This window comes from Metabacillus kandeliae, from assembly GCF_021166585.1.
Classification (GTDB): Bacteria; Bacillota; Bacilli; order Bacillales; family Bacillaceae; genus Metabacillus_B; species Metabacillus_B kandeliae.
Map to the genome: position 1 here is coordinate 60,646 of NZ_JAJOZE010000011.1, position 23,479 is coordinate 84,124.

The 23,479-nt window shown below is 45.9% G+C and carries 22 protein-coding genes; 16 read left to right on the top strand and 6 right to left on the bottom strand.

The window, feature by feature from the left end:
* Window positions 1–165: 165 nt before the first annotated feature.
* On the top strand, window positions 166–942 hold the full coding sequence (locus LRR81_RS17540) for a helix-turn-helix domain-containing protein (protein WP_231790698.1): 777 nt from the start codon (window positions 166–168) through the stop codon (window positions 940–942).
* A gap of 48 nt (window positions 943–990) precedes the next feature.
* On the top strand, window positions 991–1,734 hold the full coding sequence (locus tag LRR81_RS17545) for a UDP-galactose-lipid carrier transferase (RefSeq protein ID WP_231790699.1): 744 nt from the start codon (window positions 991–993) through the stop codon (window positions 1,732–1,734).
* A gap of 97 nt (window positions 1,735–1,831) precedes the next feature.
* On the opposite strand, the gene LRR81_RS17550 is transcribed toward LRR81_RS17545, so the two are convergent.
* Entirely contained in the window at window positions 1,832–2,326 is a 495-nt protein-coding gene (locus tag LRR81_RS17550; RefSeq protein ID WP_231790700.1) for a GNAT family N-acetyltransferase, read from the bottom strand.
* Window positions 2,327–2,820: 494 nt separating this feature from the next.
* Here LRR81_RS17550 and LRR81_RS17555 point away from each other — a divergent pair, with 494 nt between their 5' ends.
* Both LRR81_RS17555 and LRR81_RS17560 read left to right on the top strand, forming a co-directional pair.
* The gene (locus tag LRR81_RS17555) at window positions 2,821–3,651 is read left to right on the top strand and encodes an MBL fold metallo-hydrolase (protein WP_231790701.1); all 831 of its coding nucleotides are present in this window, start codon (window positions 2,821–2,823) and stop codon (window positions 3,649–3,651) included.
* 211 nt (window positions 3,652–3,862) lie between these two features.
* Window positions 3,863–4,603 carry a hypothetical protein gene (locus tag LRR81_RS17560; protein ID WP_231790702.1) on the top strand — a complete coding sequence of 247 codons (741 nt, stop codon included), beginning with the start codon at window positions 3,863–3,865 and terminating at the stop codon, window positions 4,601–4,603.
* Here the strand turns inward: LRR81_RS17560 and LRR81_RS17565 are convergent.
* The 5 genes from LRR81_RS17565 to LRR81_RS17585 form a co-directional block, all read right to left on the bottom strand.
* Complete coding sequence (locus LRR81_RS17565) at window positions 4,588–5,466, bottom strand: LysR family transcriptional regulator (protein WP_231790703.1); 879 nt, start codon at window positions 5,464–5,466, stop codon at window positions 4,588–4,590. The two genes, LRR81_RS17560 and LRR81_RS17565, sit on opposite strands and share 16 nt — an antisense overlap.
* Window positions 5,467–6,419: 953 nt before the next feature.
* Window positions 6,420–6,806 carry a 5-carboxymethyl-2-hydroxymuconate Delta-isomerase gene (locus LRR81_RS17570; protein WP_231790704.1) on the bottom strand — a complete coding sequence of 129 codons (387 nt, stop codon included), beginning with the start codon at window positions 6,804–6,806 and terminating at the stop codon, window positions 6,420–6,422.
* Window positions 6,807–6,809: 3 nt separating this feature from the next.
* Window positions 6,810–7,553: a fumarylacetoacetate hydrolase family protein gene (locus LRR81_RS17575; RefSeq protein ID WP_231790705.1), complete on the bottom strand. Its 744-nt coding sequence runs from the start codon at window positions 7,551–7,553 to the stop codon at window positions 6,810–6,812.
* On the bottom strand, window positions 7,550–8,317 hold the full coding sequence (locus LRR81_RS17580; RefSeq protein ID WP_231790706.1) for a fumarylacetoacetate hydrolase family protein: 768 nt from the start codon (window positions 8,315–8,317) through the stop codon (window positions 7,550–7,552). Before LRR81_RS17580 ends, LRR81_RS17575 begins: the two co-directional genes overlap by 4 nt.
* A gap of 30 nt (window positions 8,318–8,347) precedes the next feature.
* A complete protein-coding gene (locus tag LRR81_RS17585; RefSeq protein ID WP_231790707.1) occupies window positions 8,348–9,241 on the bottom strand; it encodes a LysR family transcriptional regulator in 894 nt (297 codons plus the stop codon).
* Window positions 9,242–9,364: 123 nt separating this feature from the next.
* Here LRR81_RS17585 and hpaI point away from each other — a divergent pair, with 123 nt between their 5' ends.
* From hpaI to LRR81_RS17645, 12 genes are all read left to right on the top strand, one after another.
* On the top strand, window positions 9,365–10,288 hold the full coding sequence (gene hpaI, locus LRR81_RS17590) for a 2,4-dihydroxyhept-2-ene-1,7-dioic acid aldolase (RefSeq protein ID WP_231790708.1): 924 nt from the start codon (window positions 9,365–9,367) through the stop codon (window positions 10,286–10,288).
* A gap of 15 nt (window positions 10,289–10,303) precedes the next feature.
* Entirely contained in the window at window positions 10,304–11,824 is a 1,521-nt protein-coding gene (hpaE, locus tag LRR81_RS17595; RefSeq protein ID WP_231790709.1) for a 5-carboxymethyl-2-hydroxymuconate semialdehyde dehydrogenase, read from the top strand.
* 2 nt (window positions 11,825–11,826) lie between these two features.
* The gene (gene hpaB, locus LRR81_RS17600) at window positions 11,827–13,302 is read left to right on the top strand and encodes a 4-hydroxyphenylacetate 3-monooxygenase, oxygenase component (protein ID WP_231790710.1); all 1,476 of its coding nucleotides are present in this window, start codon (window positions 11,827–11,829) and stop codon (window positions 13,300–13,302) included.
* 15 nt (window positions 13,303–13,317) lie between these two features.
* Complete coding sequence (hpaD, locus tag LRR81_RS17605; protein ID WP_231790711.1) at window positions 13,318–14,301, top strand: 3,4-dihydroxyphenylacetate 2,3-dioxygenase; 984 nt, start codon at window positions 13,318–13,320, stop codon at window positions 14,299–14,301.
* A gap of 669 nt (window positions 14,302–14,970) precedes the next feature.
* Complete coding sequence (locus LRR81_RS17610; protein WP_231790712.1) at window positions 14,971–15,513, top strand: helix-turn-helix domain-containing protein; 543 nt, start codon at window positions 14,971–14,973, stop codon at window positions 15,511–15,513.
* A 9-nt stretch (window positions 15,514–15,522) separates the two neighbouring features.
* Complete coding sequence (locus LRR81_RS17615) at window positions 15,523–16,629, top strand: ABC transporter ATP-binding protein (RefSeq protein ID WP_231790713.1); 1,107 nt, start codon at window positions 15,523–15,525, stop codon at window positions 16,627–16,629.
* Window positions 16,619–17,413 (top strand): ABC transporter permease, encoded by a 795-nt coding sequence (locus LRR81_RS17620; protein WP_231790714.1) that lies wholly within the window; start codon window positions 16,619–16,621, stop codon window positions 17,411–17,413. The genes LRR81_RS17615 and LRR81_RS17620 overlap by 11 nt, the downstream gene beginning before the upstream one ends.
* Before the next feature lie 10 nt (window positions 17,414–17,423).
* Window positions 17,424–18,227 (top strand): ABC transporter permease, encoded by an 804-nt coding sequence (locus LRR81_RS17625; RefSeq protein WP_231790715.1) that lies wholly within the window; start codon window positions 17,424–17,426, stop codon window positions 18,225–18,227.
* The gene (locus LRR81_RS17630; protein WP_231790716.1) at window positions 18,224–19,297 is read left to right on the top strand and encodes an ABC transporter substrate-binding protein; all 1,074 of its coding nucleotides are present in this window, start codon (window positions 18,224–18,226) and stop codon (window positions 19,295–19,297) included. The genes LRR81_RS17625 and LRR81_RS17630 overlap by 4 nt, the downstream gene beginning before the upstream one ends.
* 157 nt (window positions 19,298–19,454) lie before the next feature.
* Window positions 19,455–21,209 carry a glycoside hydrolase family 3 protein gene (locus LRR81_RS17635; RefSeq protein ID WP_231790717.1) on the top strand — a complete coding sequence of 585 codons (1,755 nt, stop codon included), beginning with the start codon at window positions 19,455–19,457 and terminating at the stop codon, window positions 21,207–21,209.
* A 220-nt stretch (window positions 21,210–21,429) separates the two neighbouring features.
* Window positions 21,430–22,113, top strand: coding sequence for a response regulator transcription factor (locus tag LRR81_RS17640; RefSeq protein WP_231790718.1), 684 nt, complete (start codon window positions 21,430–21,432; stop codon window positions 22,111–22,113).
* On the top strand, window positions 22,106–23,380 hold the full coding sequence (locus tag LRR81_RS17645) for a sensor histidine kinase (RefSeq protein WP_231790719.1): 1,275 nt from the start codon (window positions 22,106–22,108) through the stop codon (window positions 23,378–23,380). The genes LRR81_RS17640 and LRR81_RS17645 overlap by 8 nt, the downstream gene beginning before the upstream one ends.
* Window positions 23,381–23,479: the final 99 nt, after the last annotated feature.

Consider the following 23,479-nt stretch of genomic DNA (forward strand, 5'->3'; position numbering starts at 1 on the left):
TACGAAAATGCCAAAAATATTATTAAGCGCTTACAAATAAGTGTTAAAATAATGATAAGGCTTACATGACCTTATCTTGTGTTTTATTTTAAAACGGTTAAGGTAAAATAGACATACATGAATGAATCTTATATATATACTTTATTTCAATAAAGGAGTTTTTCTATGAAGCTGTTTGACCGGGTTGTGATCCATCAGCATACCTATTGGGACCATCTTGGAAAATTCTTGCTTGAGCAGGATACCTATCCTTATTGGAGTGTCTTTTGCATTGAAAGCGGAGAGCTTGCATATGAAGTGCTGAATGAAAAAGGAACGTGCCAAAAGGGGGATTTGGTTTTTTGCCCGCCCGGCATCCCGATGAAACGGCAAGCCCTTTCTGTGCTGAATTTTCATTTTTTCCAGTTTGAGCTTCCGCAGGAAGAACATCTTGAAGCAGGAAAGGTGTCGCTGAAGGATTTGGAAAGGGTTATGTCTGATTATTTGTATTTAAAGAGGTATGCATTTGAACAGAATGAGGAATCCAAAAAGATTAAAGAGCATCTTCTTCTCGATTTGTTTCATCTGTATGCCATAGAAGGCGAGCGGGCGTTTTTTGAATTGGAATCGATGCGCCATCAGGACCAGCTCATTAATAAAGCAGTGCTTTATATAAGAAAGCATGCCTTTCAGCAGATTCAGCTGAATGAATTAGCAGAGTCGCTGAGCCTGAGCTCTGTGCAGTTTACGAGAAGGTTCACACGGAGCATCGGAATGGCTCCGAGCGACTATTTAACATCAATCAGAATCCGGCAGGCCAGGCAGCAGCTGCTTGAGACAGATAAAACAATCGATGTCATTGCGAAAGAATGCGGATTCAACAACGGATTTTATCTAAGCAGAGTTTTTAAAAAGCGGATGAAAATGTCTCCTGCCCACTATCGCAAAACCCATTGGATTTAACCATTGCAGAGAAGGGAATAGTTTCTAAAAGAAAGCGGAGGGATTTTCATGCTTGATCAAGTGGATTTGTCTTTAAAAATAGAAGATGACAAGGAGTACTCCAAAAAGCTGAAAAAACTGCAGCTGCGTCTTCTTGGACTGCAAAGAGCGCTGCTGGATCACAAAATCGGCTGTGTTTTTGTTTTCGAAGGCTGGGATGCAGGCGGTAAGGGCGGAGCAATCAAAAGAGTCACTGAAAGCCTTGATCCCAGAGGCTTTGAGGTTCATCCGACTGCCGCTCCGACCGGTGAAGAAAAAGCGCATCATTACCTGCACCGCTTTTGGGTAAACATCCCAAAATACGGGAAAATCGGGCTGTTTGACCGCTCATGGTATGGAAGGGTGCTTGTGGAAAGAGTAGAAAATTTCGCATCTGAAAAAGAATGGAAAAGAGCGTATGAAGAAATCAGCAGCTTTGAAAAGATTCTCGCGCAGGAAAACTATATTGTCGAGAAATTCTGGTTTCATATTTCGAAGGAAGAGCAGCTGAAACGGTTTAAAGAGAGGGAAAAGGATCCTCTTAAAAAGTGGAAAATCACGGATGAAGACTGGCGCAACAGGGAAAAGTGGGACCAATACAAAGAGGCTGTAGAGGATATGATACAGCATACGGATCACAAAAGAGCCCCTTGGAACATCATTGAGGGCGAGGATAAAAAGTATGCCAGAGTTAAAACGCTCCATTTAATCGTAAAGTCGATTGAAAACAAGTTTGAGAAAAAAGGAATTGATTTGGACTCTTACTTTAACTAAATAACATCCAGATTATGCCGGATGCAAGTTCGCCAGAGCGGCTATCTGAAAAAATAGAAGCCTTGACAGAAGCTTTTAGGAAAAGCTTCTGTCTTTTTTAGGTTAATGCTAGCGATAAAATGTGCTGCTCCCCAAGCGGCCCCATTTTGATTTTCCCCTCATCAATAAAGCCGGCTTTTAAATACAGCTGATAAGCTCTGATATTCCTTTTGTTTACGCCAAGGACAATTGCTGTGCACTCCGGAAAATGAGCAGCCATAAACGAAGGCAATAGCAGCAGCCCCTTTTTGGCATACCCTTTTCCCTGATGCTGATAGTTGACCGAAAAAGCGGCGAGAAGCATGGAAAAAGGATTGCTGGAGTAGTCAAAAATCCGTGCGCTTGATTCTAATAAAAAAAATCCAACAGGCATTTCTCCTGCAGTCAGAACAACTGGTGTTTTGCTCTGATCTTTTCTGGAATTTTCCAGCATATCAGAGGGCATACCGGTGAACTGAGCCTGGTCATCCGGGAGCAGGAAGCTTGAAAGCTCTTCTTCAAATTCAGGCTTATAAAAGGATAATGCGATTTGCAGTCCGGCGGTTCCTTCCACTTTAAACCCTCCTTGCAGGATTTTCTATGCTTTTTGCTTCTCTGTTCAGCAGCGTGCTGAACAGAGGCTTATAACAAAGACATTATACTTGATAGCATAACTCTATGTCCTGTATTATTCCATTTTAGAGATGTTTTGTAAGCGCATTAGAGGCATTGCCGGGGACAAAACAGCCTTGCATTAAAGCATTTGGCGATAACAGGCCGTTGAAATGGCAAAAGCAGGGTATAATTTTTTTATTGGTTATTTTAAAGAGGAATGATGATTTTGAACACCTGTTGATCTACGTTCCAGGCGGGAGACTCCTGCGGGAGTGCAAGTGACGGGAGACCCCGCAAGAGCGCAGCGATGAGGAGGCTCCCGCACTGCCCGCGGAAAGCGGACGCCTGAAACGGAAATCAACAGCCTAATTTACCAGAGCCTTTTTACTTAAAGCCTGAATGCGAAGCAAATATCCGTACTTAAAAAATACCCGTCTAAGGAGCAAGGAAGACATGATCCAATTTCAAAATGACTTTGTTACCGTATTTCAAAGTGCTTTATATCAAACTACTTCGACGGTTATTAAAACTTCTGACCTTGTGCTGGTTGCTGATCCATGCTGGCTTCCTTCAGAGATAAAAGAAATACAGGATCACGTAAAGGATATTCAGGATGATCTGCCGGTCTATCTTTTATTCACGCATGGCGACTTTGATCATATTATCGGATGCAAAGCATTTCCCGGAGCAAAAATAATCGGAAGCCGGGGATTTGCCGACCATCCTGAAAAGCAAAAAAAGCTTGAGATGATCATTTCCTTTGATCAAAACCATTACATAAGAAGAGATTATCCGATTGTATTTCCTGAAGCGGATATTATTGCCGAAAAAGATGGCCAGACATTGACAGAAGGCAGCACAACGCTCCATTTTTATTTGGCTCCAGGCCATTCAAAGGATGGACTGATAACGGTTGTGGAACCAATGGGAATCTGGATTGCAGGTGATTACCTGTCTGATTTCGAGCTGCCGTTTATTTACGACAGTACGCAGTCATATATTGAGACCATTGCAAAGGCTAGGAAGCTGATGGATGTGCATCATATGAATCTATTAATCCCTGGACACGGTCATCCCACTTCATTAATGGAAGAGGCCGAAACAAGAATCAAAATGGCAGAGGAATATTTAGAAGCGCTTGTTCAGGCAGTTGCACAAGAAGATGAAAGGCTTTTAGAAGTTCTGGAAAACAGAATGGCTTTCCCGTCTTCTTTTACAAAACACTGCCACGAGACGAATGTTGAAATCACAAAGAAAGAAGTGAAAAAAGGAATCTTTGCTTGATGGGGCCGGCTGCCGGTCCTTTTTTTATTGCTGTCAATAGCGATACATCCATATCGCCTCCCGATACGATGTTCTGTAAAAAGGTGTTTGCAGTATTCATATGGATAGGGAGGCGGAAAACAGGGTAAGGTCTAATAAACAGGAATTTTCATCATTAGACAAATTTCCTGGGAAATTTGAAGAAATGAAGTGAATAAGGAGGAACTCCATCATGAAACAGCCAGCTTTAATAAGAGGCTTCCTGGCAATCGGGTTTATTACGATGATTGTCTGTTCGATTATTTCCTCGCAGACAGGACAGATTGATTCTGAGCCAAAACAGGCTGAACCTCTTTTTACCCCGCATCCTTTTGCTTTTTCCATATGGTTTTTAATTTACTTAGGCTTATTCTTGCTCATTATCCGTTCATTTTCCAAACAGAAAAAGAATGATAAGGACGCAACAGATGGAATCGGAGGGTGGCTCGCCCTGGCCATGATTTTTTCAGGAGTATCAATTGTGATCCCGGAGCAAGCATCAATCTTCTTTATCGCCGGAGCACTTTTGATGCTGATGGGTGCTTATACGAGAATGAAGAATGAACATGAGCCGTCTCTTTATGTTACATGGCCGGTTTCCATGTTTATCGCCTGGATTTCAGTTGCGACGATCGTGGATGCTTTTGTGGTGATGAGGAGCATTGGGGCAGAGAGCCTATTAGGTCTAAATGAAGGAGGATGGACCTTTATTATGCTTGCTGTGTCCATTCTGCTCGCTACTCTTTTTATGCATAAACAAAATGACCTGATTTTCGGCGGAGTGTTTGTCTGGGCCTATATTATGCTGATCTTTGAGCACCCATCCGTCTGGATTGTGACTGTGCCATCAGCAGTTGGAGTGGTTGCCGTTCTGATTACGGCAGCAGCCGTTATACGAAGAAGGAGAGCAAACAGCGTTTACTCTCCTGCATGAATTCTTGCAAAGGCGCGCACTTTTTCCATAAAAGCTGCGGCTGCATTAGCTGTTCCGGCCTGCTTTCTTTTTACAAAGGAAAATGGCCGGATCTGCTGATAGTCTTTCATTTGAATAGCCTTCAATTCTCCTGCTTCCAGCTCTTTTTTAACCGTCAGGCCAGATAGCTGGGAAATGCCGAGACCAGAAATAACCGCTGCTTTTACCCCTTGAGTGCTGCTGAAGGTAAAGCTTTTGGAAACAGCCAAACCAAGCTGCTTTATCAGCTCATCGCTGTATGTTCGGGTTCCTGAACCATGCTCCCGAAAAATCCAGGTTTGGTTTTGAAGCGCTTCCTGATCTGCGGTCCTTGTCTGTGAAAGAGGATGCTTCGCGGGCACAACCAAAATCAGCTGGTCCTCCATAAACGGTTCAATGTTCAGATCCTTTTCGCTTGCATGGCCTTCAATCAGTCCGATATCAAAGAGATTTGTCTGAACCCCTTTTTTGACCTCATCTGTATTGGAAATCGTCACTTCTATATCGACCTTCGGATATTGCCTCGCATAGTCTGCGAGAATTTCCGGCAGCAAGTATTCTCCGATTGTAAAGCTTGACCCGATATGAAGCGCCCCTGTTACTGTATGAGACAGCTCATCCATTTCCTGCCTTGCGATCTCATATTCCCTGAGAATCTGCTTGGCATGTTTATAGAGAATTTCCCCTGAACGGGTCAGTCTCACCATCTTGGATGAACGCTCCACAAGCTTCACTCCAAATTCCTTTTCAAGACTGCGGATTTTCATGCTGACAGCAGGCTGTGATAAATGAAGCAGCTCAGCCGCTTTTGAAAAATGACGCTGTTCTGCGACTGCTACAAACACGGAAAATGAATCAAGAATACTGGTCCCTCCTCTCAAGATAAGAATTTTTTATTTTAAGTATACCAAACATCGTTGCAGCTTATTTTTGGTAAAGAAAAAGTGCAATAAAAGTTAATTGCTTTATCTAATTTGGCTGTTGATTTCCGCTGCAGGCGTCCGCTTTCCGCGGGGCGGGCGGTGAGCCTCCTCTGCGCTTAAGCGCATGCGGGGTCTCACCTGTCCCGCTGCTCCCGCAGGAGTCTCCCGCCTGCCGCTCCAATCAACAGGTGTATTAAATCAGCATTCTTTTTTAACATAGCCAAGTTAATAAAAGGCCGGTTTTAAACTGCCGGAGAGCAGATCGCTGATATATTCTGAAGGGTCGCCGATATCCAGAGAAAAGTGCTCGATATAAAGCAGCGATCCGCCGATATCCGTTACCAATCAGCCGATATCAGCTCGCCATCCGCTGATATCAAACCACCATCCGCCGATATAGGCAGGCTATTTTATTGGAAAGCGTTGATAATAATGAAATGAGTGGCTTTAAATAAAAGAACCAGCCCAAAAAACCGGCTGTTAGTTAGTAAGAAGCCGGTTTTAAACTGCCGGGGAGCAGGTCGCCGATATAATCTGAAGTTCGCCGATATCCAGAGGAAAGTGCTCGATATAAAGGAGTAATCCGCCGATATCCGGCACCAATCCGCCGATATCCAATCGCAATCCGCTGATATCTGCCCGCCATCCGCCGATATAGGCAGGCTATTTGTTGTACAGCGGCGATATTAATGAAATGAGCGGCTTTAAATAAAAGAACCAGCCCAAAAAACCGGCTCTTAGTTAATAAGAAGCCGGTTTTAAACTGCCTAAGAGCAGCGCGCCGATATAAGGTGAAGTTCGCTGATATTCAGAGGAAAGTGCCCGATATAAAGGAGCAATCCGCCGATATCCAATCGTCATCCGCCGATATCCCCCTATTTCTTAAACCTTTCATGGATGTTATTCCGCTTATACGTCCCAGCTTCACTGAATTCATACAGTTCAAGGGATAAAGCGAGGTACCTATTGGCAAAAAGTTCTTCGAAGTGCTCGCTTATGACGGCAAACAGTTCATCACAGACAGTTTTTTTATCAGCTTCCGATCGTCCGGCGCCTAATTTCAAAGTTGAGTGCACAAAAGCATCATCTTCCTGGCCGTCTGCTATTCTGTAATCCTTTAGTTCAATGGCCCGCGAGCGGATGCCGCCGACAGGGAACAGCGGGGATTTTGAGATGAGAACCCCGTTTATCTTTTCTAAAAGGTGCGGGATGTCCGCTTCCTTTTTGATATTGCCTGTGTACTCAACAATGATGTGCGGCATAGTTTATCCCTCCCTGACAACCGTGCTGACGAGCCTGCCGATGCCTTCAATTTCTGTAACAACTTCCGCTCCAACAGGAGTATCAACAGAGCCTTTCGGCGTTCCCGTTAGGATCATATCGCCTTTATTTAAAGTCATGAAGCTGCTCAAATATTGTATTAGAGCCGGGATGTCAAAAATCATGTCCTTCGTTGAGCCTTCCTGTGTCAGCTCACCGTTTACATAAGTCCTCAAAACAAGGTTCATGGGATCTGGAATGTCTTCCGCCGGAACGAGCCAAGGCCCGACAGGTGTGGAGGCGTCCCTGTTTTTTACAATAAGGTTCGGCCTGTAGTAGTTTTCCAGAAGATCCCGGAAAGCATAGTCGTTGGCTACGGTATAGCCCAGTACATAATCATACGCCTCTTCGCGCGGAATGTTTTTGCCCTGCTTGCCGATGACGACTGCAAGCTCGCATTCGTAATGCATATAAGTGACCCCTTCAGGCCTTGGTGTTTTACCAAGGTGTCCTGTAAAAGTGCTGCGTCCTTTCAGAAAAACGAGAGGTTCAGAAGGAGCCTGAAAATCGAGCTCTTTTGCATGGTCAGCGTAGTTCAGACCAAGGGCAAAAACAGTCCCGGGTTCAACAGGGGGGAGCCAGATAACCTCGTCTTCTTTGACTGCCGAACCATCCTCAAGCAGCAGCAGGCCGTTTTTTTCTGCTGCTGCAATAACTTTTCCATTGTACTGCACACGTGCCGTCTTCATAGCCTTCCCTCCTTTAGCGAAACAGTCTCAGGAACAAATGCATGCTCCAGAGAGCCAATGCCTTCAATTTCAATTCTGACCCTGTCATGGATCCCTGCAAGAGGCGGGTTTTCCGCAATACCTGCCAAAAGCACATCTCCTTCAGAAAGGGTCATGAACCGGCTGACATCTGACAGCAGCACAGAGACCGGCCGGATTAGGTCAGATGTTTTGTTCGTCTGCCGCAGCTCCTCATTTACAAAAACCGAGATTCTTAAGTCGTCTGGATCCTCCAGAGACGGCACGATCCATGGACCGATTGGACAGAATCCGTCTCTTGCTTTCTCTTTTACTGCCGGCCTGAAGAAGCTTGAGTGGGGAAGGCTGATATCACTGGCGATGGTATAGCCAGCGATAAAGGCGGCAGCCTCCTCAGGCTTTATATTTTTTGCATCTTTCCCGATTACAATAGCAAGCGCTGCACCGATTTGAAGCTTCTCGGCGTCCTTTGGAAAAGGAACAAAAGCTTCAGGACCAGCAAGCGTATTCCGCGGTTTTATGTATAGTACAGGCGATTCCGGCGGTTTTTTGTACGGCGGCTGATAAAGCTTGTCTGCCAATGCTTCAAGCTCGCCTTTAAAGTTTAATAGAGTGCCGTAGACAGTACCTTGAACGGGCGCCCCGATGTCAAAGAGGGATACTTCTTTTCCTTTATAAAATAGTTTGTGATCAATGGCCCCGGCTTCGGTCAGTGTTCCTCTTATTCTAGCTAAAACCTTTTTCATGCTTAGCCTCCTTAAAAATCAAACGTTTGTTTAAACTTTGAGAGATAGCGTGTTTTGAAAGATGTCAATCAGGCGGCGGGCGCCTTTAGATAAGTAGCGGTCCTTCAGCCAGATGAGAGCAGATTCTGAGATGAGAGGTTCTCCTTCGATTTCAAGAGCAGCCATGTGGGTCATTTGCAGCGACTGGAGAGTGGATTTTGGAACGATGGTGGCTCCGACTCCATTGGCGGCAAGGGAGAGGAGCATAGATGGATCAGGGCATTCGCACACAATTTCAGGAGAAAGCCCGCGTTTTTTAAATTCATTCATAATTAGTTCAAACTGGCCCGCACCGTTAATTCTATGGAGCAGAAGGAGCGGAAAGCGTGCCATCTCTTCTAAGGTAATGGATGGACCAGGAGCATGATGCCATTCCTTTGGGAGGACAAAAACGTAAGGCTCAGCAGGCAGCATCAGCATGGAATATTCTTCACCTGGAAGCGGAAGCCGGACAATGCCGATTTCGATTTCCCTTTGCTTTAAAAGCTCGCTGATGGCAAAGGTATCGCCTTCTCTGAGCTTGAAGGATGTGAAAGGATAGGCTTCGCGAAAAATCCGGATTTTTTCTGCAAGCTGGGCAAAGCAGGATTTATTAGCCCCGGCAGATAAAACGCCTTTCACGCCTTCAGCAGTTTCTTTCACTTCTTCCGCAGCATCAGCCGCCTGTGCGAGAAGATCCTTTGCCCTTTTATAAAGGATACGGCCTGGCCCTGTCAATTCAAGTGAACGGCCGTTCCGTTCAAACAGCTTGACGCCGAATTCTTCCTCAAGCTGCCTCAGCTGCTGGCTCAAAGGGGGCTGTGCCATATGCAGCTTTTTGGCAGCTCTTGTAATCTGGCCTTCTTCCACGATGGTGCAGAAGTAATGCAGCTGTTTCATCTCCATCGGCAATGCCCCTTCTATACGTTTTTTGTATGGAAAACCAATGAAATACATATTTTTCATATAGGATACCACATGGTACAGTCTTTTTGAAAGGGCTTTCATTAGAGCGGGGAGTGAAAAATAATGAATTCATATCAAGAAGCAAAACAAAGATTGAGAGGCTCCATTGCCCCTGTTGTGACACCGTTTTATGAAGATGAAAGTATTGACTATGATTCTTTCAAAGCATTGATCAATTGGCATATTGAGAGCGGAACACACGGCATTTCTGTTACGGGAACAACAGGTGAGCCGAGCTCGCTTACGGCAGATGAGCGGGTTCAATTAATGGAAGCAGCGCATCAGGCGGTGAAGGGAAGAGTCCCCTTTGTGACGGGGACAGGTTCTGTCAATCATCAGGAAACCCTGTATTTAACAAAAAAAGCGCAGGAAATTGGAGCAGATGCGGCGATGGTCATCGTGCCTTACTATAACAAGCCATCACAGCATGCTCTTTACAAGCATTTCAAGGCTGTTGCGGATTCTGTGGATCTTCCGGTGATCATTTATAACATTCCGGGAAGAACGGGCGTCAACCTTCACGTTAAAACACTCGCGCGGATTAAGGAAGACTGCCCGAACGTCATCGGCATTAAGGAGTCAAACAAAGATTTCGAGCATGTGAATAGGGTGCTGTTAACGTGCGGCCGCGACTTTCTTCTTTACTCCGGAATTGAGCTTTTATGCTATCCGATGCTGGCAATAGGCGGAGCTGGGCATATTAGCGCCACAGCTAATATCCTGCCTGACAAAGTGGCGCAGATTTATGATGCCTGGGTGGAAAAAGATTTAGATACCGCCCTGAATCTGCATTATGAACTGATGGAGCTGAATGATGTTCTTTTTAAGGATACAAATCCTGCTCCCTTGAAAGCAGCACTCGGCATGATGGGCAAAATTAAGCCTGTGCTCAGGCTGCCGATGGATCTGCCATCAGCGGAGCTGCAAAAAGAAGTGAGAGAGGTACTAAGCAAATACGTCGCATTGTCAGATACAGTGGCGCCTTAAAGGGGAGGGAACACGATGGCTTTAAAGGTTTCTGAAAAACTGATCAGTGAAGTTACCGCAAATGTGGAAGATATACAGCTTTATATAAACGGAGAATTTTTTCCTGCTGAAAGCGGCGCAGCCTTTGACAACATCAACCCTTATACAAATGAAAAGATTAATAGGACGGCTGAAGGGCGAGCGGAAGATATCAAAAAAGCAGTGGCTGCTGCAAAGGCAGCTTTTGAGAACGGACCATGGGGCTCCATGAAAATTTCTGAGCGAATGAAGTATATCAACCGCATTGCTGATGTGATTGATGAGGAAATTGAAAAAATCGCGATACTGGAAGCTTATGATACAGGCCTTCCCGTCAGCCAGACGAGAAACATGACGGCAAGATCGGCTGAAAACTTTCGCTTTTACGCGCGCATGGTAGAAGCAAGACTTCACGGGGATGCGTACCAATCAGACAGCGAATTTTTAAATTACACGATCCATAAGCCCCTCGGTCCTGTCGGGCTTATCACTCCATGGAATGCGCCATTTATGCTTGAAACGTGGAAGGTGGCTCCTGCACTGGCAACAGGGAATACGGTCGTGCTGAAGCCGGCTGAGCTTTCACCGGTGAGCGCCAATATTTTGGCTCAGGTTATCGATAAAGCAGGGCTGCCAGATGGTGTGTTCAATGTGGTGCACGGATACGGAGAAACAGCCGGCGCAGCACTCGTGGCCCATCCTGATGTAAAAGCGATTTCGTTTACAGGAGAAACGTCAACAGGCTCACTTATTATTAAAAATGCTGCTGACAGCCTGAAAAAGACCTCAATGGAGCTTGGCGGCAAATCACCGCTCATTATCTTTGATGACGCAGACTTTGAGAGGGCGCTGGATGCAGCCGTCTGGGGAATCTTTTCCTTCAACGGTGAGCGCTGTACAGCGAACTCCCGCGTCCTTGTGCATAAAAGCATAAAGGATGCTTTTACAAAAGCGTTAAAAAAGCGGATTGATCATATTAAAATCGGCGACCCGATGGATCCGTCAACAGAGCTCGGCCCTCTCATTGAGAAGGAACACTGCAACAAGGTGAATTCCTATATCGAGCTTGCCGGAGAAGAAGGGTGCGAGGTTTACCAGGGAAAAGTGCCGGAAGACATAAAAGCGGGAAATTTCGTGCCGCCGACTGTTTTTCTGAATGCGGATAACAGCATGAGGGTCTGTCAGGAAGAGATTTTTGGGCCTGTACTTTCCATTATTGAATTTGAAAAGGAAGAAGAGGCAATTCAGGCAGCCAATGACGTGAAGTACGGGCTTGCCGGCTATGTATGGACAAACGATCTGAAGCGGGGCCACAGGGTTGCGCAGGCTGTTGAGGCAGGAATGATCTGGATTAACTCGCAGAATGTGCGCGATTTAAAAATTCCGTTTGGCGGCATGAAAGCAAGCGGCATCGGAAGAGAAGGCGGGCATTATGCCTTTGATTTTTATACAGAGCCGAAGGTCATTCATGTGGCGCTCGGAAATCACCACATCCCGCAATTTGGAAAGGGGGAATAACCATGCCCGCAAAAACAGGCCAGGAATATATCAGCCGCTTAAAGGCGGCGAACAACAATATATACATTCACGGCGAAAGAGTGAAGGACGTAACAGAGCACTCCGCATTTAAGGGAGTGATCAAGTCAATGGCAAGACTGTACGATCTGCAGCATGAAAAGGCTGATAAAATGCTTTACACGTCACCGCTGACAGGGAATCCGGCAGGAATGACCTTCCTGCAGCCGAAAACGATTGATGATCTGATCAAAAGGCGTGAAGCAACACAGGAATGGGCGATGACATCAGGCGGCATGATGGGGCGCTCGCCGGACTATTTGAACGCAGAGGTTATGGCAATGGGCGCTTCCTCAAGTTTTTTTGAAGAAGCCGGACAGCAATTTGCTGATAATGTGAAAAATTACTATGAATATGCCCGCGAAAATGACATCAGCCTTACCCATACTTTAATACATCCGCAGGTTAACAGAGCAAAGGCTCAGTTTGAGCAGAAGGATGCGAACGTGGCGCTTCACCTTGTGGAGAAAAACGAGAAAGGCATCATTGTAGACGGGATAAGGCTTTTAGCCACACAGGGGGGAATTACAGACGAAATACTCGTATTCCCGTCAACGGTGAAACAGGCAGGCGAACTGGATGATCCTTACTCTCTTGCCTTCGCCATCCCTAACAACACAGAAGGACTGAAATTCATTTCGCGCGAAAGCTTTGACACTGGCCGGAATGAATGGGACCACCCGCTTTCCTCCCGCTTCGAAGAAGGAGATGCCATCGTTTCTTTTGAAAATGTTTTTGTGCCATGGGACCGCGTCTTTGTGTGCGGCAATTCCTCCATCTGCAACAGAACGTTTCGCGAAACAAATGCTGTTGTGCACATGGCGCATCAAGTCGTTGCGAAAAACGTGATCAAAACAGAATTCCTGCTGGGGATTGCGCTTTCTGTGATGGATGCAATCGGCATTGATGGTTTTCAGCATGTAAAAGACAAGGGCACTGAAATCATGCTGACGCTTGAAGCGATGAAATCCCATCTTTACAGAGCGGAACATAATGCTAAGCCTGATCAATGGGGCACAATGACACCCGACTATGCGGCGCTTGATGCGGCAAGAAACTGGTTTCCAAGGATTTATCCAAGCCTGACTGAAATCATCCGGGTGCTCGGGGCATCAGGATTAATGGGCATTCCAACGCAGGCAGACTTTGAAAATGATGAAATCGGCCAGCTGATCCATCGCGGCCTGCAAGGGAAAAATTTGGAGGGCTATGAGCGGGTGCAGCTGTTCCGCCTTGCCTGGGATGTGACAATGAGTGCCTTCGGAAGCAGGCAGACTCATTATGAATACTACTTTTTCGGCGATCCCGTCCGCATGGGGATGACGTACTTTGATCAATACGAGAAAGAGATATTCAAAGACAGAATCAAAGACTTCCTCGGCCGCTCAGGATCAACAAAGCCGCTGTCCACGTCAGTATAAGGGGGGGAAAACAGGGTGAACTTTAACATTCTCCGGGCGGCAAGGGCCGTCCTGCATGTAACAGACCTTGACGCTTCACGCGAGTTTTATGTAAAGGGTCTCGGCTTTGCGGTGACAGAGTCAGACAGCAGCCATCTTTATTTGAGAGGGCTTGAAGAACACTGTCATCACAGCCTGCTGCTGAAAAAAGCCCAGCAGCCATTTGTCGAAGCGATCAGCTACAAAGTATCAGAGGATGCAGATCTTGATAAACTGCAGGCTCTGTTCGAACAAAAGGGCATGAAAACAAAATGGCTTGCAGAAGGCGAGCAGCACGCTCTCGGCCGCGCCCTTCGCGTACAGGACAGCAACGGCATGCCGCTTGAATTTTATGCAAAAATGGACCGGGCAGAAAGACTGCTGCAGCGTTATGACCTTTACCAGGGAGCAAAGGTTCAGCGCATCGACCACTTCAACTGCATGGTCACAGATGTGGAGAAAGCCTATCAATTTTACATCGGTGAGCTCGGATTCAGGTGCTCTGAATACACGGCAGCTGAAGATGACCGCATCTGGGCAGCATGGCTGTTCCGAAAGCCCGGTGTTCATGATACAGCTTTTATGAACGGACCAGGACCGCGCCTTCACCATGTCGCTTTCTGGCTGAGCGACCCAATGGCCTTGATCCAGGGCTGCGATGTGCTGGCTTCACTCGGCTACAGCGCAAGTATCGAAAGAGGACCTGGAAGGCACGGCCTCTCCAATGCCTTCTTCCTTTATTTAAGAGATCCGGACGGTCACCGGATTGAGCTGTACAACGGCGACTACCTCACAATCGATCCTGATTTTGAACCGATCAGATGGGATATCAATGACAAGCGGCGGCAGACATTCTGGGGCGCCGAAGCTCCGGACTGCTGGTTCGCTGAAGCCTCAACAGTGCTTGACGTGCATACTGGACGGCCGCTTCAGCTCGGCGAACCGTCTTTGAAGCAGCACAAACCGACATTTATAACGTGAGCAGTGAAGGACCTCTTTTTGGGGTCTTTTTTTGTTTTAGCTTTGTTAAAATTGGCTGTTGATTTCCGTTGCAGGCGTCCGCTTTCCGCGGGCAGTGCGGGAGCCTCCTCGTCGTTTCACTCCTGCGGGGTCTCACGTCACTTGCACTCCCGCAGGAGTCTCCCACCTGCCACTCCAATCAACAGGTGCGTAAAAATCAACCTTCTTCTTTAACACAGCTTTTGTTTTAGAAATGGCTGTATGAGTGAATTTGCGGCTGACTCTTTTGAAATATCCGGCTGGTGAATATAAGAGCTGTTTTGGTGAATATAACTGCTGGATTGGCGAATATGTTTGCTCGGGTTGGATAATATGTGTGCTGGTTCGGCGAATATGGAACGTGGCCATCTGCGAAAAAGGTTTTTTAAAGGAGCAGAAAGCGGTTTTGCAGACTCATAGTTGAGCATGCTCCTCTTTATAACCCGCTTCTCCCCCTCAAAAGCCGGCATTTCATAAAATAAAAGCCTATCCCGTCCAAATCAATTACCAATAATCCCCCAAACATTTTCCTTGAAGTTTCCCTCGCAGTCTGTATAATTTAGTAATTGTGATAGTAAACTTTAAGTTTCGTTAAAACAAACTTTCGTTACTGGAAGTTTAGTTATTTTAAACAAGATAGAAGGCTGACATATGCAGATTGGCAAAAAAATTAAAAACCTTCGGGTGCAGAAGGGGCTGACCCAGGAGGAGCTTGGTGAGCGTACAGATCTTAGCAAAGGGTATATCTCCCAGCTTGAGCGGGATTTAAGTTCACCGTCTCTTGAGACCTTTTTCAGTATTTTGGAAGTGCTTGGCTGCAAGCCGAATGATTTCTTCAATGATGAGGAACGGCTGCAGAAAGTGGTTTATACAGAGGATGACCAGAGAGAATATGAGGATGAGGAAAAAGGGTACAAAGTAGAGTGGCTTGTACCTGAATCCAATGAAAAGGAAATGGAACCGGTAAAAATTACTTTGCAGGAGGGCGGCGAGTATAAGCTTTTTGAACCTTCGCTTTCGGAGACATTCGGCTATGTATTGAAGGGCCGGATTTGCCTGAAGCTTGGAAAGCAGTATTACCGTGCCAAAGCGGGCGAATCCATTTATTTTCAGGCAAGTGAGGAACACCAGCTATTTAATGATGGCGATGGAACGGCGGAGCTGCTTCTGATCGCTACAGATTCTTATTTATAGGAGGCCGCCATGACAGAACAGACGATCATCCGCTTTGAGGATGTAACCATGACATTTGACAGCAGCACAGCTGTCCTCGACAAAGTAAGCTTCGAAATTGAGCGGGGGAAATTTTACACCCTTCTTGGCCCTTCAGGCTGCGGAAAAACGACGATTCTCAGATTGATTGCCGGATTTACGGAGCCTTCAGAAGGCAGCATTTATTTTAACGGAAAAGTGATTAATAAAATTCCAGCGAATAAACGCCAGGTGAATACAGTATTTCAGGATTATGCGCTTTTCCCGCACCTTGATGTTTACGAAAACGTAGCTTTTGGACTGCGAATTAAACGATTGAAGAACAATGATGTAGAAGCAAAAGTAAAAGAAGCCCTTCGATTTGTTAACCTTGAAGGCTATGAGCACAGAAAAATCAGTGAGATGTCAGGCGGTCAGAGGCAGCGGGTTGCGATTGCAAGAGCGATTGTGAACGAACCTGAGGTTATTCTTCTTGATGAGCCGCTGTCTGCCCTTGATTTAAAGCTCAGAACAGAGATGCAGTATGAGCTTCGCGAACTGCAGCGCCGTCTTGGCATTACGTTTATTTTCGTCACGCATGACCAGGAAGAAGCACTTGCGATGTCTGATGAAATTTTTGTACTAAACAAAGGCCGAATTGAACAGAGCGGAACGCCGACAGACATTTACGATGAACCGATTAACCGTTTTGTGGCTGATTTTATCGGCGAGTCAAACATTGCACCGGGAAAAATGATCCGCGATTTCCAGGTGGAATTTGCCGGCCAGCAGTTTGAGTGCGTGGACAGGGGCTTAAACCCGAATGAATCGATTGAAGTGGTGATCCGTCCGGAGGATTTGGAAATTACCCGCAAGGAGCAGGGGAAGCTGCACGTGAAAGTGGATTCCCAGCTGTTCAGAGGGGTGCATTACGAAATTTGCTGCTATGACGAAGCTGGCAATGAGTGGCTTGTTCATTCAACGAAAAAAGCGGTTGTCGGCGACGAGATTGGATTAAGTTTTGATCCGGAAGCCATCCATGTTATGCGCTTTAATGAATCAGAAGAAGAGTTTGATAAGCGCCTGGAAGCATACAGTGAGGCCGGAAATGCAAAATAGAGCGATACGAAACGTCTACTTTGCTCCTTATTTGCTCTGGATACTGCTATTTGTCGCGGCCCCGATCGCTCTTATTGTCTATTATTCATTGTTTGATATTGAAGGGCATTTTACCTTTCAAAACTATGCCAGCTTTTTCACACCTGTTTACTTAAGAATGACAATCAGTTCCTTTTGGTATGCTTTTCTGATTACGCTGTTTTCCCTGCTTGTTGCTTATCCGACAGCTTACTTACTGACAAAAACGAAGCATAAACAGCTGTGGATTCTGCTGATTATTTTGCCAACATGGATCAACCTGCTGCTGAAAACATATGCTTTTCTCGGCATTTTCGGGACATACGGACCGGCAAACGCTGTGCTAGAGATGGTTGGAATCGGCCAGCAGCAGATTCTTTTCACAGATTTCAGCTTTGTTTTTGTTTCAGTGTATATTTTTATCCCATTTATGATTCTGCCGATCTTTAACGCACTGGAGGAAATGAATCCGTCCTTGACAGCCGCGGCAAGAGATCTTGGCGCCTCTTCCTGGATGACGTTCCGGAGAGTGGTGTTTCCGCTTACGCTTGATGGAGTAAAAGCGGGCTGCCAGGCAGTATTTATCCCGTCACTTTCCCTGTTCATGATTACGCGCCTTATTGCCGGAAACCGGGTTATTTCGCTTGGTACAGCAATAGAACAGCATTTTCTTGTCACACAGGATTGGGGCATGGGGGCCACCATCGCGGTATTTTTAATCATCGCCATGGCTATTATTATGATTCTGACAGGGAACAGGAAGTGAGGGCTGAAAAATGAAAAAGAAAAAAGTTGGCTCAACCCTTTACCTCGTGCTCGTTTTTGCGATTTTGTATCTGCCGATTTTTTATTTGATGTATTACTCGTTCAACAGCGGCGGAGATATGCATGATTTTGAAGGGTTTACCCTTGAATGGTATAAAGAAGTGTTTCAGGATACCCGCCTGATGATTATTGTCTTAAATACACTGGTCATCGCCCTGCTTTCCTCTGCAATTGCAACGATTCTTGGAGTGATGGGGGCCATTGCTATTAACAATATGAAAAAGCGCCAGACGAAAAATACGTTTCTCAGTCTGAATAACGTGCTGATTGTAAGTCCCGATGTCATTATCGGTGCTTCTTTCCTGATCTTGTTTACGATTGCCGGTGTTAAGCTTGGCTTTATTTCCGTGCTCTTGTCTCATGTGGCCTTCAGTATTCCGATTGTTGTGCTGATGGTGCTGCCGAAGCTGCAGGAAATGAGCCCGACGTTGATAGACGCTGCAAGGGACCTAGGTGCAAGCCGGTTTGAAGTGCTGTCAAAAGTCGTGCTGCCGTTTATTACACCAGGCATCTTCGCTGGATTTTTCATGGCCTTGACGTACTCGCTTGACGATTTTGCGGTTACGTTCTTTGTGACTGGAAACGGTTTTTCCACTTTATCCGTTGAAATTTATTCAAGAGCGCGTCAGGGGATCTCCCTGCCGATCAATGCTTTGTCAACGCTGATTTTTCTTGTCACCATCATCCTTGTGGTTGGCTACTACTTCCTGAATCAGCGGAATAAACGGCCGAAAAGCGTGGTGGCTGTGAAATGAAGCAGCTTGTCCGTGCTTTTCTTGCCATTGTAGTAATCGCTCTTCTTTTGCAGTACGTCATTTCCGAAATGAATTCTTCTGAAGGCTATTCAGGCGGAAATACGCTGACCATTTACAACTGGGGCGATTACATTGATCCTGAACTGATTACTAAATTTGAGAAGGAGTCAGGAATAAAGGTCATCTATCAAACCTTTGACTCCAATGAAGCAATGATGACAAAAATCGCTCAGGGGGGAACCACCTTTGATGTTGCTGTACCTTCTGAATATGCCATCAGCAAAATGAAGGAAGAGCATTTGCTGAAGCCGATTGATCAGTCAAAGCTTCCGAATTTGAAATATATTAATCACCGGTTCCTGAATTTATCCTTTGATCCCAGCAACAAATATTCCATTCCCTATTTCTGGGGAACGGTCGGGATTGTTTATAATCCAGACATGCTTCACGGCAAAAAGATTACCTCATGGAATGATCTATGGGGCAAAGATTTGAAAAATCAAATCCTGCTGGCTGACGGAGCAAGGGAAGTAATGGGAATGGGTCTGAACAGCCTTCACTATTCCCTGAATGATACAAAAGAGGCCCATTTGCAGCAGGCGAAGCAGAAGCTTGATAAGCTTACCCCGAATGTGAAAGCAATCGTCGGCGATGAAATCAAAATGCTGCTTGCCAATGAAGAAGCAGCAGTCGGTGTCGTCTGGTCCGGTGATGCCTCTGAAATTATGGGCGAGAATGATAAGCTGGATTATGTCGTCCCTGAGGAAGGCTCAAATCTTTGGTTCGATAACATGGTTATTCCGAAAACAGCGAATAATGTGGAAGGTGCCCACAAGTTCATCAACTTTATGCTGGATCCGAAAAATGCGGCTCAAAATGCTGAGTATGTCGGGTACTCCACGCCGAACGAAAAGGCGCTGAACTATTTGCCGAAGGAAATCGCAGAAGACAAGCGATTCTATCCTGATCCTGATGTAACGGATAAACTGGAGGTTTACCAGAACCTTGGGAAAAGAATGCTTGCTCATTACAACGAACTGTTCCTGGAGTTTAAAATGCATAAAAAATAAGAATGCGGCGAAACGGGAAATCCGTTTCGCCGTATTTTTTTGCCAAAAATCTAGATAGTCTTATTCTCCCTTTTTTAGGGTTACGAGGCGTTTGGAGGAAGAAAGAGGGTATAAGCAATACGGTATGCAAGCGCTAACATTATAAGGAGGAATATTGATGAAAAAATGGTTTCAGTGGCTTCTGATTGCTGTCCTCATGTTACTTCTGCCTTCTGTCCCTCTTACTGCCGCTGCTCCTGCCAAGAATCATTCACTTTCAGCCCAAGCAGAGAAATACCTGTCGCAAATGTCTCCACGTGAAAAAATCGGCCAGATGGTCATGCCGGCAACATTCGATGATGAACGGCAAATGCCAAACAATCAAACTAAAGAAATCATTCAAAAATATAAAGCAGGCTCGGTCATCCTTTTCGGAAAGCGCAGCAAAAAGACAACCGTCCGCTATAATAACCAGCTGCAGGAATGGGCAAAAGGCAAAAATGGAAGCGGCATCCCGCTTTTCATTGGAGCTGATTTCGAATACGGCGCAGCCGATCTTGGACTTGGTGCTGTCCAGCGCTATCCTGATGAATCCACCATGTTTCCCAGGCAAATGGGAACAGGTGCCACAAAAAGCGAAAGAGCTGCACAGAAAGTTTCAAAGATTACCGCAATCGAAGCAAAAGCGCTCGGCGTGAACTGGAATTTCTCACCGCTTGCTGATGTGAACACAAATCCTGAAAATCCAGTGATCGGCGTCAGATCCTTCGGCAGCCACCCTGACCTTGTCTCCAAAATGACAGCGGCACAGGTAAGGACACTTCAAGGAGAAGGAATCATGTCTTCTGCCAAGCATTTTCCCGGACATGGCAATACGGGCACTGATTCGCACACAGGGCTTCCTGAAGTAAAAGACAGCTTAGCAGATCTCGAAAAAACAGCGTTGCCCCCATTTAAGTCTGCTATAAAAAGCGGTGTTAGCTCTATCATGACAGCGCATGTGATCGTGGACGCGATCGATCCGAAGCTGCCTGCCACTCTTTCTCCTAAAGTTCTGAATGGCTTTTTAAGAGATAAGCTTCATTTTAAAGGGATTATCATTACTGATGCGATGAACATGGGTGCAATTAAAAATAATTACGGAGCAGGAGAAGCTGCCGTCATGGCGGTGAAAGCTGGAGCCGATATGATTATGGCAACAGGCACCTATGAAGAACAAGTGGAAACCTTTCAATCTCTTTACGATGCCTACCTTGACGGAGAAATACCAAACAAGCGGCTCGACAGCAGTGTGAAACGAATTTTAATAAAAAAGCTGGAGTACAAACTTTTTCAGCAAAAGCCCGCTTCAGTCAGCAAGGCACTAAAAACCGTCGGCAGCAAGCAGCATATGAAGATAGCGAAAAGCATTGCAGCTCAATCGATTACACTTTTGAAAGATAATTCCGTTCTGCCTTTAAAGAAAAATGCAGGAAAGAAGACGATGATTGCGAGTGTGGTACAGGCAGATACGATGGCAAATGAAGTGAAAAGAGTTTCCAATGACAAGGTGATGCAGTGGCAGTCAGAATCACAGGAGCCCACCTCTGAAGAAATTCAGAAAGCTGCAGCCATTGCGAAGGATGCTGACCGCATCATCGTCGGCACTCATTCCAAAGGGCAGCTGCCAAAGGCTCAGGCCCAGCTGGTGGAAGCCCTGAAAAAGACGGGGAAACCGGTGATTGCCGTTTCGCTCGGTCTCCCGTATGACATCAAAGATTATGAGAAAAGCGCTGACGCTTATCTCGCTTCCTATGCTCTCGACAAATGGCTCGAAGGAAACATGAATTCCATTGAAGCGGCCGTCGATGTCATCTACGGCAAACAGCCCGGCGGCACACTGCCTGTGGATATACCCGGCAGCTATCCGTATGGAGCAGGCATGAAATACTAAATGAGAGAACCTCCCGAAGTTTTGGGAGGTTTTTATTTGTTATAGAAGAATGTTGGTTTTTATGCACCTGCAGATTGGAGCGGCAGACGGGAAGCCCAACGCCTGCGAACTGAAATCAACAGAAAAATGAACAGTGCCGTATTGAAAATGCGCCGTTTAAAAGTATTTTAAAAATAAACAAGTATACTAATAAGAAGGTCTATATATAGGAGAGAATGGTATGCGGATATTGATTGTAGAGGACGACAAGCCGCTGTTGGAAGGAATTGCGGCACTTCTGATGGAGGAAAACTATCAGGTTGATTTTTCGCTTTCAGGCGATGAAGGCTATTTTATGGCTTCACATGCTATTTATGACGCCATTGTGCTGGATATCATGCTCCCTGAAATGAACGGCGTTGAGATCGTCAAAGAGCTGCGGAACAATCAGGTGAATACCCCTGTTCTATTTCTGACAGCAAAAGACAGTATAGATGACAGGGTAAAGGGGCTTGATGCCGGAGCCAACGATTATTTAATCAAGCCGTTTGCCGCACCGGAGCTTCTTGCCCGCCTGCGTGTGCTTCTCAGGCAAAATGAACAGCAGGACAAAGGTTTTCTCTCTTACGGTCCGATCCGGCTGAAAGAGGATGGCACAGAAGCCTTTGCAGGCGAGCAGCCGCTCCATTTAACAGTAAAAGAAATGCAGCTGCTGGAATATTTTTTAAGAAACAAAGAGCAGATTCTTATAAGGGATCAGATTTTTAACAGATTATGGGGATTTTCCTCGGAAGCGGGCGTCGGAGTTGTGGATGTATATGTTCATCATCTCCGCAAGAAGCTTGCAAAATGCCAATGTGATCAATATTTAAAAACCATCAGGGGAGTCGGCTTCATGCTGAAGGGTGATACAGAGAATGTTTAAAAAGACCCGCCTTCATCTTGTGCTATGGAACGCGCTGATCTTCTTTCTTGTGCTTCTCGCTTTTGGAATAGCGATGTACTTTTATATGGATCGGGTGCTTCTCAGGGAGACGGATCAAAAGCTTTTAGGGATCGCGGAGCAAATGAACAGGGAAGGATTCAAAGGGATCAGGGGAGAGCATGCGCACGAGCGGGAGATTGACCGCGGCAAAGTAGCTTATCTTTTTTGGAAGAAGGATAAATTTGTCGGCATGTTTCCTGAAAAGGCCCTGTTTACATCAGACTTGGATGATTTAACACCAGGCGGCAAAGAACCTGAGACAAGGACCGTTGAGGGAGAGACGTACAGGACGCTGACTGTCAGCGCACCGCCTGGCATACAGGGTGATTTCGATAAGGACGAAGATGATATAGCAGATAAAGTCATGCTTGTCCTGAGCATCGATGCTGAAACAAATGCCCTTGATGAGCTGCTGAAGCTGATATTGAGCGGCATTGCCGTCTCTCTGGCCGTTTCTTTAACAGCCGGTTCTTTTTTAGCGTGGCTCTCTTTAAAACCGATTCAAAAATCATGGGAAAAGCAGGCGCAGTTCGCCCAGGATGCTTCCCATGAACTTAGAACACCGCTTGCTGTTCTTCAGACACAGCTTGAGCTGCTGTTCCGGAAGCCGGGGCACACAATTGAAGAGGAAAGCGAAGGAATTTATAAAAGCTTGAACGAAGTGAAGCGGATGAACAAGCTTGTCGGCGATCTTTTAACTCTTTCAAGGGCAGATTCGAACGAGCGGCTGATTGAAAAAAAGAGCTTTGATATCGGAGAACTCGTATCTTTTGTAGCCGAACAGTTTCAGCCGATTGCGGAGCTGAAGGAAATCACCCTGAAGTGCACCGCAGAACCTCTGCATTTCACAGGCGACAAGGACAGGCTTCATCAGCTGCTGTTAATCTTACTGGATAACGCAGTGAAATACACAGGGGAAAAGGGGCAGGTTGCTATTTCCTGCAAAAAGGAAGCACATGCTGTTCAAATTGAAGTGAAGGACAGCGGCATCGGCATACCGGAAGGCGATCTGCCGAAAATCTTTGACCGCTTTTACCGCAGCGACAAAAGCAGGACAAGGAAAGAAGGCGGCACAGGCCTTGGCTTGTCGATCGCAGAATGGATTGTAAAAGCTCATAAAGGGGACATTAAAGCAGTCAGCACCGTTGGAAAAGGAACAGCCTTCATTGTCAGGCTTCCAATAGGAAAGCAAAGCAGCACGCTGTAGGCATGCTGCTTTTTTGTTTTTAGATTTGGTTATATTAAGAAAACGAGAAGCTCGTATCTAATCAGTCACAGTCAAAGGTGTTTGATCCAAAAAAGTTAG